Source organism: Pseudomonas fluorescens Q2-87 (assembly GCF_000281895.1).
In the GTDB taxonomy this organism is placed as follows: domain Bacteria; phylum Pseudomonadota; class Gammaproteobacteria; order Pseudomonadales; family Pseudomonadaceae; genus Aquipseudomonas; species Aquipseudomonas fluorescens_S.
Genome location: NZ_CM001558.1, coordinates 1,798,619 through 1,816,674, shown reverse-complemented (window position 1 = coordinate 1,816,674; position 18,056 = coordinate 1,798,619). Strand labels below are relative to the sequence as shown.

At 64.7% G+C, this 18,056-nt stretch carries 2 protein-coding genes (1 of these 2 cut by a window edge); both read right to left on the bottom strand.

All coding sequences use genetic code 11. The features are described 5' to 3' along the window. On the bottom strand, positions 1 to 5,616 hold the 5' end (the start) of the coding sequence (locus PFLQ2_RS19385) for a non-ribosomal peptide synthase/polyketide synthase (protein ID WP_003179640.1). The gene continues 7,917 nt to the left of window position 1, outside the view; the window shows 5,616 of its 13,533 coding nt (coding positions 1–5,616); it begins with the start codon at positions 5,614 to 5,616; its stop codon lies off the left edge, out of view. Further along, a complete protein-coding gene (locus tag PFLQ2_RS19390; protein ID WP_003179639.1) occupies positions 5,616 to 18,056 on the bottom strand; it encodes a non-ribosomal peptide synthase/polyketide synthase in 12,441 nt (4,146 codons plus the stop codon). The genes PFLQ2_RS19385 and PFLQ2_RS19390 overlap by 1 nt, the downstream gene beginning before the upstream one ends.

Below are 18,056 nucleotides of genomic sequence, written 5' to 3'. Positions count from 1 at the left end.
GGTCCAATGAGTCACGTCGATGGCGGCCTCGGTCGGGCCGTAGAGGTTGTACAGATGGGCGTTCGGCAGCTTGGCGAACACCTGCTGCTGGGCATCCACCGGCAGCGCTTCGCCGCTGCAAACGATGCGTTTGAGGCAGGTGCATTCGGCCGCGTTCGGGTCTTGCACAAATGCCTGCAACATCGACGGCACGAAGTGCAGCGTGGTGATGCGCTGCGCGCGGATCAACCCGATCAGTTGCGCCGGATCGCGATGGGCACCCGGCGCGGCCACCACCAGCGTCGCGCCGGTCAGCAGCGGCCAGAAGAACTCCCACACCGACACGTCGAAACTGAATGGGGTTTTCTGCAGCACGCTGTCCGTGGCGTCGAGCCCATAGGCCTGTTGCATCCAGCACAATCGGTTGACCAGGGCCGAATGACGATTGCCCGCGCCCTTGGGCTTGCCGGTTGAACCGGAGGTATAGATCACGTAAGCGAGGTTTTCGCCGTGGACCTCGACGTCCGGATTGGTCTCGCGGCCTGCGTACAGCCCGTCGTCAGGCAGATCCAGCACCAGGCTTTCGATGCCCGTCGGAATCGGCAATTGATCGAGCAGATGCCCCTGGGTCAGCAGCAAACCGATGCCGCTGTCCTCGAACATATAGGCCAGGCGATCCCGTGGGTAGTCGGGATCCAGGGGGACGTAGGCACCACCGGCCTTGAGAATCGCCAGCAGCCCCAGCACCATTTCAACCGAGCGTTCAGCGGCGATGCCCACCAGCACATCCGGGCCGACGCCGCGGTCGATCAGCCGGTGCGCCAGACGATTGGCCCGGGCATTCAACTCGCCGAAGCTCAAGCGCTGCTCGCCGAAGACCAGCGCAGTGGCGTCTGGGGTCCGGCGCACTTGCGCTTCGATCAACTGTTGCACGCTGCGATCAAGCGGAAATCGAGTCGCCGTCGCGTTCCAATCGATCAGCATGTGCTGACGCTCGTCATCAGCCAATAACGTCCACTGGGCCACAGGACGCTGCACGTCCGCCACGAGGTTTCGCAGCAGGTTCAGCCAATGCCGGGCCATGCGCTCGATGGTGGCTGGCTCGAACAGGTCCGAGGCGTAGGTCAGGGCCGCGTACAGGCCTTCGGGGCTGTCGACGGTGTCCAGGCTAAGGTCGAACTGCGCGGTGCGTTGCGCCCAACCGATAGGTTCGACGGACAGGCCCGGCAAGGCATTGTCAAAGACCGGGGCGGTTTCGTTGCGATGGTTGAACATGGCCTGGAACAACGGGCTGTGGCTCAGGTTGCGCTGCGGCTGCAAGGCATCGACCAGTTGCTCGAACGGCAGGTCCTGGTGCATTTGCGCCGCCATGGCCGTCTGCTTGAGTTGTTGCAGCAAACCGGCGCCGGTCAGGTCGCGGTCAAACTGAGCCAGCAAGACCTGGGTATTGACGAAGAAGCCGATCAGACGCTCGGTTTCCAGTCGCTGACGGTTGGCAATCGGCACCCCGACCCGAATATCCGCCTGGCCGCTGTAGCGAGACAGCAAGGCCTGGAAAGCGCCGAGCAACAGCACAAACAGCGTGACGTTCTCCCGGCGGGCCACGGCTTTGAGGGCGTCACTGAGCGAGCGGTCCAACCGCACCGGCAGACGCGCACCGCGCAGGCTTTGCCGGGCCGGGCGCGGATGGTCGGTGGGCAGCGCAAGCAACGGTTGTTCGCCGCCCAGTTGTGCAGTCCAGTAGGCCAGTTGTCGATCCCGCTCACCGGCCGCCATCCATTGGCGCTGCCAGACGGCATAGTCGGCGTATTGAATCGACAGCGCGGGCAGCGGCGACGGCTGCCCTTGGCTGAACGCCGAATACAGGCTCATCAGGTCGTCGACCATCACCTGCAACGACCAGGCATCGGACACGATGTGATGCAGCGTCAGCACCACGATGTGATCCTGCTCGCCCAGTTCCAACAGCGCCACGCGCAGCGGCGGGTCATTCAAGAGGTCGAACGGAGCTTGCGTCTGCTGTTCGATGAACGCTTGAACACTTGCCTCATCCTCAGCAGCCAGGCGCCGTTCGAGGACATCGACCTGCCCTTGCGCTCGAATCAGTTGGCAGGTGCGGCCATCGTCTTCGACGAACACGGTGCGCAAGCTTTCGTGGCGCTCAACCAGGGCCTCGAAGCTCAAGGCCAGGGCAACTTTGTCCAGCGTGCCGCGCAAGCGCAATGCGCTGGGAATGTTGTAGGCCGCGCTGTCAGGGTCCATTTTCCACAGGAACCACTGACGCTCCTGGGCAAACGACAGCGGCAGCGTCTGGTCACGTGGCACCACTGCGATTGTTGGCAATTGTTCGCCTGGTTCGCCGTCGAAGGCCTGGACAAAATCGCCCAGGGTGGTGTGCTCGAACAAGCTGCGCAGCGGCACTTCGATCCCCAGCGCCCGACGGACCCGCGACACCACCTGGGTCACCAACAATGAGTGCCCGCCCAGCTCGAAAAAGTTGTCTTGCAACCCGACTCGCTCAAGCTTGAGCACTTGCTGCCAGATCGCTGCCACTTGCTGCTCGGCGTGACTGCGCGGCGCAACGTAGGCCCGCTGCACAGCGCTGGCGTCCGGGGCCGGCAACGCCTTGCGATCGACCTTGCCATTGGGCGTCAACGGCAGCTGCGCCAGGAACATCAGGTGCGCCGGCACCATGTACTCGGGCAACTGCGCCTTGAGCGCGGCTTTGAGCGCCGCACGCAAGGCGGCCTCGGCCTCGGGGTCCAGCGCTTCGGCCGAGGCAGGCACCACGTAGCCCACCAGTTGCGCACCGGTCGGGCCTTCGTGGGCCACCACCACGGTTTCGCGCACGCTGGCCTGGGCCAGCAACGCCGCTTCGATTTCCCCCAGTTCGATCCGCAAGCCACGGATCTTCACTTGGTGGTCGATACGGCCGAGGTACTCGACCACGCCTTCGGCCCGATAGCGGGTCAAGTCGCCAGTGCGATACAGCCGCTCGCCGGTGCTGGAAAACGGATCGGGCACGAAGCGTTCGGCGGTCAGCGCCGGGCGCTGGAAATAGCCGCGCGCCAGCCCGTCGCCGCCGATCAGCAGCTCACCCGGCGCACCGGGCGGATTGAGGGTCAGGTCGCTGCCGACGATATAGAGCGCGGTGTTGTCCAGGGGTTTGCCGAGCAATGGACGGCTGTTTTCCTGGCTCAAGGGGTGCACCGCCGACCAGATCGTGGTTTCGGTCGGGCCGTAGAGGTTCCAGACGTTTGGCGAAAGGGCCAGCAAGCGTTGCGCCAGCTCCTGGGGCAACGCCTCGCCGCCACAGAGGAAAGTGCGCCCGGCCAACCACCCAGCGTGCTCATGATCCAGCAGCATGCGCCAGCTCGAAGGCGTGGCTTGCAGCACCGTCACATCATGACGCTCGATCAGCGCCAGCACCGCGTGGGGATCCTGGTGGACGTTCTGGCCGGTCAGCACGACGCTGGCACCGACCGACAACGGCCCGTAGATTTCCAGGCCGAAAATATCGAAGGAAAAGGTTGTCAGCGACAGCATGCGGTCACCGGCCGAAAGGCCCGGCTGGTCGATCATGCTGGCGACAAAATTGCTCAGCGCGCCATGGCGCACCATCACGCCCTTGGGTTTGCCGGTGGAACCGGAGGTGTAGATGACGTAGGCCAGGTGCCCAGCCGTCAGCGGCACCGCCGGGCAGGTGCGCGGAGCATCCCGCAGCGCGGCGTCGGGCTGGTCCAGCAGCACGGTTCGAAGGGTCGCCGGAATCGGTAGCACTTCCTGCAAACGGGACTGGGTCAACAGCAGCTCGATGCCACTGTCGTCGATCATGTAGGCCAGGCGATCCTCCGGGTACGCCGGGTCGAGGGGCACGTAGGCGCCACCGGCCTTGAGGATCGCCAGCAGGCCGACGATCATCTCCACCGAGCGCTCCACGGCGATGCCCACCGGCTGGTCAGGCGTCACGCCCAGGGCAATCAGGCGGTGGGCGAGCTGGTTGGCGCGCGCGTCCAGTTGCCCATGGGTCAAGGTCTGTCCTTCGATGGTCAGCGCCACTGCATCAGGGGTCTGCCGCGCCTGTTCGGCGATGCGCAGGTGCACGCATGCGGCTTCAGCGCCGCGGTCGACCACGCGGTACCAGTCCTGCTGCGTCAGGCGCTGCTGGGCGGCGTCGAGCAATGGCAGCTCACCAACGCGTTGCTGTGGCGCAGCGACAATGCCCTGAAGCAGGTTCTGCCAATGGCGGGCCAGGCGTTGGATGGTCTGCGGTTCGAACAGGTCGGTGGCATAGGTCAGTTCGGCGGCAACGCCCTGCTCGCTTTCATAGGTGCCCAGGGTCAGGTCGAACTGGGCGGTGCGCCCCTCCCACCCCAGGTCCTCGATACTCAGTTGCGGCAGTTGCAGCTGGCGGTCTTTTTCGCTGGCCGTCTGGTGGTTGAACATGACCTGGAAGATCGGGCTGTGGCTGAGGCTGCGTTCCGGCTGCAAGGCTTCGATCAGTTGCTCGAAGGGCAGATCCTGATGCGCCTGGGCGGCCATCGCCGCTTGCTTGACCTGATTGAGCAAGCGATCGAACGGCAACTGGCCGTCGACATGGGCGTTGAGCACCTGGGTGTTGACGAAGAAGCCGATCAGGCCTTCAGTCTCGACCCGGTTGCGGTTGGCCACCGGCACGCCGACGCGGATCTGCGGCTGACCGCTGTAGCGGTGCAGCAAGGCCTGGAACGAAGCCAGCAGCACCATGAACAGACTCGCGCCTTCGCGCTGGGCCAGTTGCTTGAGCGCCGCGCCCAGCTCCGCTGGCAAGTTCAGGTCCAAACGCGCACCACGAAAACTCTGCACGGGCGGGCGTGGATGATCGAGGGGCAGCTCCAGGACCGGTTGTTCGTCGCCCAGGGTCTGGACCCAATAGGCCAGTTGCCGCTCGCGCTCACCGGCCTCCAGCCAGTGACGCTGCCAGATCGCATAATCGGCGTACTGCACGCTCAGCTCCGGCAATACCAGCGGCTGTCCGGCGGTGTTGAAGGCATAGTGGCGCACCAGTTCATCCACCAGCACTTGCATCGACCAGCCATCGGAGATGATGTGGTGCTGGATCAGCGCCAGCACATGGTCGTCGTCGCCGACTTTTAACAGCGATACCCGCAGCAACGGCCCTTGGCGCAGGTCGAACGGGCGCGCGGTTTCAGCGTCGACAAACGCCTTGATGCTGTCGTCCTGGCGGGTCGACGAACCGGCTGGCAACGTCTGCACCGCGATGCGCAGCGGCAGGTGCGAGTGGATGACCTGCACGGCCTGCTCGCCATGCTCGATGAAGGTGGTTCGCAAATTCTCATGGCGCTCGACCAGGGCGTTGAAGCTGCGTTCCAGGGCCGCCACGTCCAGGTGCCCTTTGAGGCGCAGGGCTGTGGGGATGTGATAGGCCGAGCTATGGGGATCCATCAGCCACAGGAACCATTGGCGCTCCTGGGCGTAGGACAGCGGAATGTGTTCAAACCCGGAGCGCACCTCGGGGATCGGCAGGTTGGCCGGCGAAACACCCTCCTCGAGCATCTTTTCCAGGTACAGCCTGCGTTTGTCCAGCGGCAGAGTGATAAAGCGCTTGGCAATCCTCAAAGCAACACTCTTGTCCATCAGACTTCCTCCATTTCATCAAGCAGGGCTTCCAGCTTGTTCAGTTTCTGTTCGTTGATCGGCCCGTCTCCGGCGTCGAGTTGCGCGACAAAATCCTTCAGGACCGGTTGCTGGAAAATCAGCTGGGGGGTCAGGGTCAACCCCAGTTCGAGGGCCATGCGCGAGACGGCATTGACTGCCAGCAGCGAGTGGCCGCCCAGCTCGAAGAAGTGATCGTTCAGGCCTACGCGTTCCACCGTGAGTACTTGCGCCCAGATCGCCGCGACCTGCTGTTCGAGTTCAGTGGCCGGTGCGACATAACTGGCCTGTAGCAAGGCGATTTCCGGGGCGGGCAAGGCCTTGCGGTCGAGCTTGCCGTTGGGGGTCAGGGGCAATTGGTCGAGGAACAGCACGTGGGCCGGGACCATGTAATCGGGCAAATGCGCCCGGAGGCCCGCCTTGAGTTGATCGCGCAAGGCCCGCAGGTCTTCGCCGACGCCCAGGTCCAGCGCCGGGGCAACCACGTAGGCCACCAATTGCTGACCACCCGGGGCGTCCTGGGCCAGTACCGCCGCTTCGCGCACCTGGGGTTGTTGCAACAGCCGCGCTTCGATTTCCCCCAGTTCGATACGCAAACCACGAATCTTCACCTGATGGTCGATCCGGCCTTGATATTCGAGCACACCATCGGCGCGATAACGGCTCAGGTCGCCGCTGCGGTACAAGCGCTCGCCGCTGCTGGAGAACGGGTTGGGCACGTACTTCTCGGCGGTCATCGCGGCCCGACCGAGGTAGCCACGGGTGATGCCCGCGCCGCTCAGGTACAGCTCGGCCGAGACACCTTGAGGCACCGGTTGCAGGTCAGCGTCGAGCAGGTAGGCAGCGGTGTGCTTGAGGGGCCGGCCGATGTTCGCCGTACCGCCGGCGGTGCGGCGGGTCCAGGTGGAATAGGTGGTGTCTTCCGAGGGGCCGTAAAGGTCGTACACATGCTCAACCCCGCCAACTTGTGGGAGCGGGCTTGCTCGCGAAGGCGTCCTGTCAGTTGGCCCATCGTTGATTGACCCACCGCTTTCGCGAGCAAGCCCGCTCCCACCTGGGTATTCACATTGGTACAGCGCTTCCACAAGGCTTTGTTTGAGCGGCTCACCGGCCAGGTTGATGATGCGCACGCTGGCGGGGATTTCACCGTTGCGCTGCAAGGCGGCGATGGCCGACGGCACGCTGTTGATCAGCCGCACCTGATCCCGAGCCGGCAGTTGCGGCAATTCCAACGCGTTACGGGCGATGATCAGCGAGCCGCCGTTGGCCAGGGTCACGAACAGCTCCCATACCGACAAGTCGAAGCACACCGAGGTGGACGCGAGCACGCCTTGGATGTCGTCGCGGCTGTAGACCGATTTCGACCAATCGATCAGCGCCAGCACGTTGCGATGGGCAATCGCCACGCCCTTGGGTTGGCCGGTGGAGCCGGAGGTGTAGATCACGTAGGCGAGGTTGTCGGCGGCGACCGAGGTAGGCGGCGCGCTCAATGGGTATTCGCCCAGCTGAATCCGATCCAGCATCAGCACAGTGGTTTCAGCCGGAACGGTGAGCGTCGCCGCCACCGCTTGCTCGGTCAGCAACACACGGGCACGGCTGTCGTCGAGCATGTACGCCACACGTTCGGCCGGATAATCCGGATCCAGCGGCACGTAGGCACCGCCGGCCTTGAGCACCGCCAGCAAGGCGATCAGCAGATGCTCGGAGCGCGGCATCGCCACGCCCACGCGCACCTCCGGGCCCACGCCCAGTTCGATGAGCTTGTGGGCCAGGCGATTGGCGCGGCCGTCGAGTTCGCTGTAGCTCAGCTGGGTGTGGGCGAAGGTCACGGCCAAGGCGTCCGGCGTGGCTTCGGCCTGGCGGGCGATGATCTGGTGGATGCACAGGGTTTGCTCGAACGGCGCGTCCACCGGGTTCCAATCATGGGTCAGGCGCTGATACTCATCGAACTCGAGCATCGACAGCTCACCCAGGCAGCGCTCGCCCTGCCCGGTCATCTGGCCCAACAAGTGCGCCAGGTGCGCCGCCAGCCTCGCGACGCTGGCGGGTTGGAAACTCGCCCTTTGATAACTCATGTGTACCGTCAACTGCCGATCCAGGCCCACCAGCAGCGTCAACGGATAGTGGGTCTGTTCTTCTGTTGTCGCCGGACCGAAGCACAGGCCGTCCGGTGCGCCTTGCTCCAAGGCCTGGGCAATCGGGTAGTTCTCGAACACCAGCAGGCTGTCGAACAGCGCCTCACCGCCCTGCCCGGCCCAGCGCTGGATGTCCAGCAACGCGGTGTGCTCGAACTCCCGCAGCGCCAGGTTCTGCCCTTGCACCGCTTGCAGCCAGCTGTCCAGGGACTGCTCGGCCCGAGGGCTGGCGATCACCGGCAAGGTGTTGATGAACAAACCGATCTGCTGCTCGATGCCGGGCAAATCCGCCGGGCGACCGGCCACCGTCGCGCCGAACGCCACGGTGTCCTTGCCGGTGTAACGCTGCAACAACAGCAGCCACGCCGCCTGCACCAGCGTGTTGACGGTGACTTTCGAAGCACGGGCAAAGGCTTCCAGGCGGCGCGTCAGTGCCTCGTCCAATACCTGCACGTGATCGCCATGACCGCTGCCCACCGGCCTCGAGTTGGCAATGACATCGGCCAGCCGCGTCGGCGTCTCCAGGCGTTGCAGCGCTGGCGTCCAGAATGCTTCGCTGGCGGCGACGTCCTGGCGTTGCAGCCAGGCAATGTAATCGCGATAACGGCTGCCCGGTCCGGCGACAGCCTGGCCGCTGTAGCGTTGCAGCACTTCGCCGAGCAACTGCGAATTGCTCCAGCCATCCATCAGGATGTGGTGGTGGGTGTAGATCAGGTGATAGCGCTGCTCGTCGAGGCGCACGATCATCAACCGCAACAGGGCCGGCGCGCTCAGGTCCAGTTGCCGGCGCTCGGCATCGGCCAACGCCTGCAAGGTTTCGTCGGCCCGCAAGACATGGAGACTGTAAGGCAGTTGCAGATGCTTGCTGACCAACTGCACGGGCTCGGGAAGATCTCCCTGCCAGACGACCCGGCTCCGCAGGATGTCATGGGCGTCCACCGCCGCCTGCCAGGCCTGGCGGAAACGTTCCGGGTCCAGCCCTTCCACGTCCAGGCACAGTTGGTTGATGTAGTCGCCACTGGCATCGCCGTAGACGCCATGGAACAGCATGCCCTGTTGCATCGGAGACAGCGGATACACATCAGCGATTTGCGCCGCCGCCACAGGCAAGCCATCCACCTGCTGCTGGTTCAGGCGTGCCAGGGGGAAGTCCGACGGCGTTACGCCGCCCTGCTCGCCGTCGCAGCAATGTTCGATCAACGCTTGCAGTTCACGGGCGTAATCGTCGGCCAGGGCCTGGACAGTGGTTTCGTTGAACTGCTCGCGGCTGAAGGTCCAGCCCAGGTTCAGCTCACCGCCGAACACCTGACCGTTAACCGCCAGGACGTTGGACAGCGGTGCTTCGGGGTCCAGCTCGTCCCCTGCACCTTCGCCGGCCGGTACGAACAAGGCGCCATCGGCCTCGTTGAAACTGGCGTCGAACTGGCCCAGGTAGTTGAACGTCAGGCGCGGTACGGGTAGCCGGGCCAGGGTCGCCCGCGACGCGTCATCGGCCAGGTGCGCCAGGGCACCAAAGCCCAGGCCCTTGTTCGGAATCGACCGCAGCTGTTCCTTGATCTGTTTCAGCGAGCTCCCCAGGTCGGTTACCGGCGTGAGCCTGGCCGGGTAAAGGCTGGTGAACCAACCGACCGTGCGAGTCAGGTCGACATTATCGAACAAGGCTTCACGGCCGTGCCCTTCGAGCTGGATCAAGGCACTGTCGCTGCCGGTCCAGCGCACGATGACCCGGGCCAGGGCGGTAAGCAGCAAGTCGTTGACCTGGGTGCGATAGGCCTTGGGCGCGTCTTGCAGCAATTGGCCTGTCAGTGACGCATCGAGTCGGGTGCGCACGGTTTGCGCGAGGCGGTTTTGCCGACCGCCTGAAGGGTTGTCCATCGGCAATTGCCCATCGACGCCCTCAAGGTGCGCCTGCCAATACGCCAGTTCTGCCTGCAACGGGGCGCTGCGGGCATAGCCTTGCAATCGTTCGGCCCAGATCTGCGCCGACGTGGTTTTCGCCGGCAATTGCAACGCTTGCCCGGCGAGCAACTGACGGTAGGCGCCTTGCAGGTCTTCGAACAGAATCCGCCACGACACGCCGTCTACCACCAAGTGATGGATCGCCAGCAGCAACCGTTGGCTGCCATCGTCCAGGTTCGCCAGCACCCCTCGCAGCAGCGGCCCCGTTTGCAGGTCCAGGCTGCGTTGCGCCTCGTTGCCGATGCTGTGCAGGGCCTCGGCGTCCGCGATGTCCGCCACCCAGAGCAGGTCGTCGCAACGACTGGCCGGCGAACGGTAGCGGGCCTGCCAGCCTTCGCCTTCCTGGCTGAAGCCCAAGCGCAGGCCATCGTGATGCACGACCAGCGCGGCCAAGGCTTGCGCCAGCACCCCGGCGTCCAGCGGTTGCGTCGGTTTGAGCATCACCGACTGGTTCCAGTGCTGACGCTGTGGGATGGCCTCGTCGAAGAACACCTGCTGCACCGGCAACAGGATCAGTTCACCGCTCACCGGGCCTTGATCGATGGCTTGGCTGGTTGCGCCCACGCGGGCCACCGTTGCCAGCCTCTCGATGGTCTGGTGCTGGAACAAGTCTTTCGGCGTGAAATGAATGCCGGCCTGACGGGCGCGGCCGACCACCTGGATCGAGACGATGGAATCGCCACCCAACTCGAAGAAGTTGTCCCGCAGGCCGACTTGCCCAAGCTTGAGCACGTCCTGCCAGATCGATACCAGTTGTTGTTCCAGCGCGCTGCGGGGTGCCACGTAGGCTTGCTGCAGTTGGCTGACGTCGGGCTTGGGCAGGTTCTTGCGGTCGAGCTTGCCGTTCGGCGTCAGTGGCAGGCGTTCGAGCAGCAACAGGTACGCCGGGACCATGTGCGCCGGCAGGGTCGCCCTGAGTTGCTCGCGTAGCTGCTCGGTGAATGCCTCAAGCAAGGCCTCCGCCTGCTCCGCCACGACATAGGCCACCAGCTGCTTGCCGCTGCCGGCAGCGCCTTCCTGGGCCACGACGACCGCTTCGCGCACGCCGTCCAAGGCTTGCAGGCTGGCTTCGACTTCGCCCAGCTCGATGCGAAAACCGCGAATCTTCACTTGGTTGTCCATGCGATCCAAGTAATCGAAGGTGCCGTCGGCGCGATGGCGCACCAGGTCGCCGGTGCGATACAGCAAGCCGCCGACCGTACTGAACGGGTCGGCGACAAATCGCTCGGCCGTCAGGCCCGGACGGTTCAGGTAGCCCCGGGCCAACCCGCTGCCGCCCAGGTACAGCTCACCGGCCATGCCTTGGGGCAGCAGGTTCAGGTCAGCATCCAGCACGTAGGCGCTGCGGTCGCCGATGCGGCTGCCGATGGGCGCATAGGCGGCGCCACACGCCACCTCGCGGCCGGCTTTCCAGATCAGCGGCGTGACCACGGTTTCGGTCGGGCCGTAGCCGTTGATGATGAATTGCGGATCGAGGGCGCGCTTGACCCGTTCGAAACTGGCGTTGGGCACGGCATCGCCGCCGAAGCAATAAATGCGCACCTTGGGCGGATTGCCTTCGCGCTCGGCGTGCTCGGCCAGTTGTTGCAGGTACACCGGCGGGAACGCCACCACCGTCACGCCGTGCTCGCGCATCGCGTTGTAGGTTTGCTCCGGCGTCCACAGGCTGTCGTCGCGAATCAACAGCGAGGCGCCGTGAGTCAGGCTGGTGAGCCAGCGCTCATGGGCACCATCGAAGGCAAAGGACATGAAATGGAATTCGCAGTCGCTGCCCTGCATCTCGTAGCGCTCGCCGATGGCCTGGCAATGCATCGCCAGAGGCCCATGGGCCACGCTCACGCCTTTGGGGTTGCCGGTGGAGCCGGAGGTGTAGATGACGTACGCCAGGTTCTGAGGATCGACCTGGACGGATGGCGCCTCCAATGGTTGCTGGCTCAGGTCGAGGCGGTCGAACTCCAACACCTGGGCGGCGCCTTCCAGGAGCAACTGCGCCGACACCCGGGAATCGGTGAGCAACAGCGCCAATCCCGAATCCTCGATCAGGTACGCCAGGCGCTCGCGCGGGTAGCGGGTGTCCAGCGGCACGTAAGCGGCGCCGGCCTTGAGCACCGCCAGCAGCGCGACAATCACCCCTTCGCTGCGCGGCAGGGCCACGCCGACCCGAGTTTCCGGGCCGACACCACGGGCAATCAAGGCGTGCGCCAGTTGGTTCGCCCGGCGGTCGATGTCGCCATAGCTGAAACGTTGCCCGTCGAAGATCACCGCCGTGCTCTGCGGTTGCTGCGCCGCCAGTTGGGCGATGCGCTGATGCACCGCGACATCGGTCGGGTACGGCTGCGGGTGATTGGCCGCCTGTTGCCGGGATTGTTCCGCGCTGCTGACCAGGGCGATTTGCCCGAGGTTACGGGTCGCCGATTCAGCGAAGGTTTCCAGCAGATGCATCAAGTGAGCGCTGATGCCGGCGATGGCCGCCGGGCTGAAATGCGCCCGGTCGAAGCTGTAGTGCAACGCCAGTGTCTGGCCGAGGGTCACGGCAACGCTCAACGGATAGTGGGTTTGCTCCAGATGGGTGACCTCGCCGAACACCACGTCCTGTTCTCCACCCTGTTGCAGCGCCTGGGCAATCGGGTAGTTCTCGAACACCAGGATGTTGTCGAACAGCGCCTCGCCGCCCTGCCCGGACCAGCGCTGGACGTCCGCCAATGGCGTGTGTTCGAACTCTCGCAGGCTCAGGTTCTGCGCTTGCACCGCTTGCAGCCAGGCACCGACCGACTGGTCCGGACGCGGCGCGGCGATCACCGGCAAGGTGTTGATGAACAGGCCGACTTGCTGCTCGATGCCCGGCAGGTCCGCCGGCCGCCCGGCGACGGTGGCACCGAAGGCCACGCTGTCATGGCCGGTATAGCGTTGCAGCAGCAACAGCCACGCCGCTTGCACCAGGGTGTTGAGGGTGACTTTTTGCTGGCGGGCGAACTGTTCCAGGGCCTGGGTGCGAGGCGCATCCAGGGTCTGGTAATGGTCGTCATGACCGCTGTGGGTCTCGCTGGCGGACATGACCCGCGCCAACCGGGTCGGCTCTTGCAGGGTGGCCAGTTGAGCGCTCCAGAAAGCCTCGCTGATTTGAGCGTCCTGGCGTTGCAGCCAAGCGATGTAGTCACGGTAACGGCCGGTGATGCTGGCCGGCACACGGCCGCTGTAGCGTTGCATTACTTCGCCGAGCAGCTGTGCGTTGCTCCAGCCATCCATCAGGATGTGGTGGTGGGTGTAGATCAAATGCCATTGACCGACACCGGTCTGCACCAGCACCAAACGCAACAAGGGCGCCCGACTCAGATCGAAGCCTTTCGCGCGCTCATCCTCGGCCAGCGCGGCAAGGGCCTGCGGCTGGTCGGCACGTTCACGCCAGTCCAGCACGGTGAATGGCACTGGCAGTTCTTTGTGGACGATCTGCAACGGCTGCTGCAAGTCACCTTGCCAGACGAAACCGCTGCGCAGGATGTCCTGCCCATCCATGCACGCCTGCCACGCCGCGCGGAAACGCTCGACGTCCAAGCCTTGGACGTCCACCCGCAGCTGGTTGACGTATTCGCCCGCGGCGTGCTCGTAGAGGGTGTGGAATAACAAACCCTGCTGCATCGGCGACAGCGGATAGATGTCGTCGAGTTGGCCGGTCGATACTGGCAACCCATCGAGTTGCGCCTGGGTAAGGCGGGCCAGCGGGAAATCCGACGGCGTGGCTTGCGGCGCGGCCAGGTTGACGCAATGCTCGATCAGCGCCGTGAGCTCGACGGCATATCGATCGACCAGTCGCTGCACGGTCGCGCCGTCGAACATCTCACAGCTGAAGCCCCAACTCATCGTCAGTTCGCCGCCATACACCTGCCCCTCCACGGTCAGCCAGTTGGCCAAGGGCGCCGTCGGATCCTGGGCCACGCCGCTGCTTTCGCCGGATGGCACGAACAGCGCCGATTCGTCGAACTGACGGTCGAACTGGCCCAGGTAATTGAACGTGATGCGCGCTGGCGGCAGGTCCGCCAGTTCGGCTTGCACCGAAGGCGCCGCCAGATGACGCAGCACGCCATAGCCCAGGCCTTTGTGCGGAACGCCGCGCAGTTGCTCCTTGATCGCCTTGATCGAATCGCCGAGGTCGTCGGCAGCGCTCAGATTCACCGCGAACAGGCTCGTGAACCAACCGACCGTGCGGGTCAGGTCGATGTCCTCGAACAGGTCTTCACGACCATGGCCTTCGAGCTCGACCAGCGTGCCCGAGTGCCCGCTCCAGCGACTGATAGTGCGGGCCAACGCGGTGAGCAGCAGATCATTGACCTGCGTGCGATACGCCGCTGGTGCCTGTTGCAACAACTGCCGGGTCAGCCCGGCGTCCAGACGCCATTCGATCTTCGCGCCGTGGGCGTTTTCCAGGCTGCCTTGCGGACGTTCGCAGGGCAGGTCCAACGCGCCCTGGTGCTGGCTCTTCCAATAGGCCAACTGATCGTTGAAGCGCGGCGCTTCGGCACTCAGGCCCGCAGTCCAGCGCTGGAACGCACTGGTCTTGGCCGGCAACGTAACGCCGCCGCCCGCCGCCAGTTGTTCGTAGGCCTGCTGCAAATCTTCCAGCAACACGCGCCACGACACGCCATCCACCACCAAGTGATGGATGATCAGCGCCAGCCGCTGGCTGCCATCGGCCAGATTGACCAGCATGGCCCGCAACAACGGCCCGTCCTGCAAGTCGAGGCTGCGCTGCGCTTCGTCACACAGCGCATTCAGTCGCTCGATGGATTGGGCATCGCGCAGCCACAGGCCAGCGCTTTGCTGCAACGGCCCGTGGCTCTGCTGCCAGCCATCCGCGCCTTCGATGAAGCGCAGGCGCAAGGCGTCGTGATGATTGATGACGCAGGTCAGCGCCGCGTCGAGCCATAGGCTGTTCAACGGCTCGCGAGGGCTCAGCAGCAACGACTGGTTCCAGTGCTCGCGGGCCTGCATCGGCCGCGAGAAAAACTGCCGCTGGATCGGCCCGAGCAGGGCCTCACCGGTGACCGCCCCCTGGTCCACTGCGTTGTGATGTTCGACCCGGGCGACCAGCGCCAGGCTGCGCACGGTCTGGTGTTGGAACAGGTCGCGTGGGTTGACGCGAATGCCGAGCTGCCGGGCACGGCTCACCACTTGGATCGAGATGATCGAGTCACCGCCCAGCTCGAAGAAATTGTCTTCGAGGCCGACCCGCTCCAGCCCCAGTACGTCCTGCCAGATTTCAGCCAGCGCGATCTGCAGCGCATCTTGTGGCGCGACGAACGCTTGCTGCGGCGCGGCGTCCGGTTGCGGCAGGGCCTTGCGGTCGAGTTTGCCGTTGGCGGTGACCGGTAACCTGGCCAAGGGCATCAGGTAAGTCGGCACCATGTATTCCGGCAGGCCACCGAGTAACCAGGCCTTGACGTCCTGTTGCCATTGCTCGGGTGGCTGGGAGGTTTCCAGCACCAGGTAACCCACCAGGTGCGTGCCGTCCTGCACCAACACCACCGCCTCGCGCACCAGCGGATGTTGCGCCAGCCGGGCTTCGATTTCGCCCAGCTCGATGCGCAGGCCGCGCAGCTTTACCTGATGGTCGAGGCGGCCCAGGTATTCGATCACGCCGTCGGCGCGCTGACGCACCCGGTCACCGCTGCGATACAGGCGCTCGCCGGCGTGGAACGGGCACGGCACAAAGCGCTCGGCACTCAACGCCGGGCGTCGGTGATAACCGCGGGCCAGCCCCGCCCCGCCCAGGTACAGCTCACCGGGCACGCCCCACGGCACCGGCTTCAGTTGCGCGTCGAGCACATGGGTGCGCAGGTTGGCGATTGGCTGCCCGATCGGCACGCAATCGGCGCCTTCGTCGACGCAGGTCCAATGGGTCACGTCGATGGCCGCTTCGGTCGGACCGTAGAGGTTGTAGAGCGAGGCGTTCGGCAACTTGGCGAAGACCTGATGCTGCCCGTCAAGCGGCAGGGCCTCGCCACTGCAGACGATGCGCTTGAGCCCTTCGCAGCGTTCCACACCCGGCTCATGGATAAACGCTTGCAGCATCGACGGCACGAAGTGCAGCGTGCTGATGCCGTAACGGTTGATGGTATCGATCAATTGCAGCGGGTCGCGGTGCGCGCCCGGCGCGGCCATGACCAGGCGCGCACCGGTCATCAACGGCCAGAAGAATTCCCACACCGACACGTCGAAGCTGAATGGGGTTTTCTGCAACACCGCGTCGCTGTCGTCCAGACCGTAGGCCTGCTGCATCCAGCACAAACGGTTGACCAGGGCCGCATGGCTGTTGCCGGCACCCTTGGGGTTGCCAGTGGAGCCGGAGGTATAGATCACGTAGGCCAGGCTCAGCGGATCAACGGTCACTTCGAGGCGACGCTCGCTGTAGCCATCGAGCCAGCCGGCCGGCTGGTCGAGCAGGATCACGGTGACGCCATCGGTAGGCAGCCCCGCCGACAGCGAACCCTGGGTCAGCAGCAAGGTGATGCCGCTGTCTTCGATCATGTGGGCCAGGCGTTCCTGCGGGTACTCCGGATCCAGTGGCACATAAGCGCCGCCGGCCTTGTGGATCGCCAGCAGGCCGATCACCATTTCCATCGAACGCTCGACACAGACCCCCACCAGGCTGTCCGGCTGCACACCGTGCTCGCGCAGAAGATGGGCCAACTGGTTGGCGCGGGCATCAAGCTGGGCGTAGGTCAGGCTGTGCTGGCCAAACGTCAACGCCAATGCGTCTGGGGTGCGCACGGCCTGGGCCCCAATCAGTTGATGCATGCACCGTTCGGTCGGGTAGCGCTGGGCGGTGGCGTTCCAGCCATGCACCAGGGTCTGCTGCTCGTGGGCATCGAGCAGCGGCAATTCGCCGATGCGCTGCGACGGATCGGCGACCATCGCCGCCAACAAACGCAGCCAATGCCGCGCCATGCGCGCGATGGTCGGCGCTTCGAACAGATCGTTGGCGTACGTCAGCGCGGCGTGCAACTTGCCGGCCTTCTCAAAGGTGTCCAGGGTCAGGTCGAACTGGGTGGTGCGGCCTTGCCAGTCGAGCATGCCCAGTTCCAGCCCCGACGCGGTGCTGATCGTGGTGATGTCGGCCACATGCGGCTGATGGTTGTACATCACCTGGAACAGCGGCGTATGGCTGAGGCTGCGCTCCAGCTTCAAGGCGTCGACCAGGCGCTCGAACGGCAGGTCCTGATGGGCCTGGGCACCGAGGGCGACCTCTTTGACGGCGCGGAGCAAATCGACGACGCGCATTTGTCCGTCGAGTTCGGTACGCAGCACCTGGGTGTTGACGAAGAAGCCGATCAGGCCTTCGATTTCATCGCGATTGCGGTTGGCGATCGGCACGCCGACGCGGATATCCGGCTGGCCGCTGTAGCGATGCAACAACACGTTGAACGCGCTCAGAAGAAGCATGAACAGCGTGACGCCATGCTGCTGGGCCGTGCTGCGCAGCTGTTCCGCCAAGGCGCTATCGATGGCGAATTCATGACGGCTGCCGCGATAGCTCGGCATGACCGGGCGCGCGTGATCGGTCGGCAGTTCCAGCACCGGATGCTCATCGCCGAGTTGCGCCTGCCAATACTCAAGCTGCCGCGCCTGCTCCCCCGCTTCGAGCCAGCGGCGCTGCCACAAGGCATAGTCGCTGTACTGGATCGGCAGCGGTGCAAGTTGCGGCGACTGCCCCGCTTGATGAGCGTCGTAGCAGCGGACGAATTCGTCGATCAGCACGTTCATCGACCAACCGTCGGAGACGATGTGATGCAAGGTCAGCAACAGCACATGCTCGCGCTCGCCGAGCTTGAGCAGCTTGACCCGCAGCAGCGGCCCGACCGCCAGATCGAACGGCCGCAGCGACTGTTGCTGCGCCGCCTCGGCCACCGCCAGCTCGCGCTCGACGGCTGCCAGGGCACTGTAATCTTCTTGCTCGATCAGCAGCGGCGCGGTCATTGGCACTTGCACGAGGCTGTCGTCGGCCTGGCGCTGGAACACCGTGCGCAGGGTTTCATGTCGCGCCACCAGGCTGGCGAAAGCCTGCTCCAGGGCCTGCAGGTCCAACCTGCCTTTGAGCCGCACCGCACCCGGCAGGTTGTAGGCGCCGCTGTCCGGCTCAAGCTGCCAGAGAAACCACATGCGCTGCTGGGCATAGGACAGGGCCTGGCGATCCTCGGCCTCGACGCCCTGGGGGATGGGAAAGCCGCTGAACGCCACCCCTTCCTTGTCCAGTGCCGCCAGGAACATCTGGCGCTTTTGCAGGGGCAACCCGATAAACCGGCGAGCAAGTTTCAAGGCGTCTTCAGCATTCAT

Coding starts and splice junctions, on each gene's coding strand:
- PFLQ2_RS19390 (WP_003179639.1), bottom strand. CDS start 18,056: ATGAATGCTGAAGACGCCTTGAAACTTGCTCGCCGGTTTATCGGGTTG.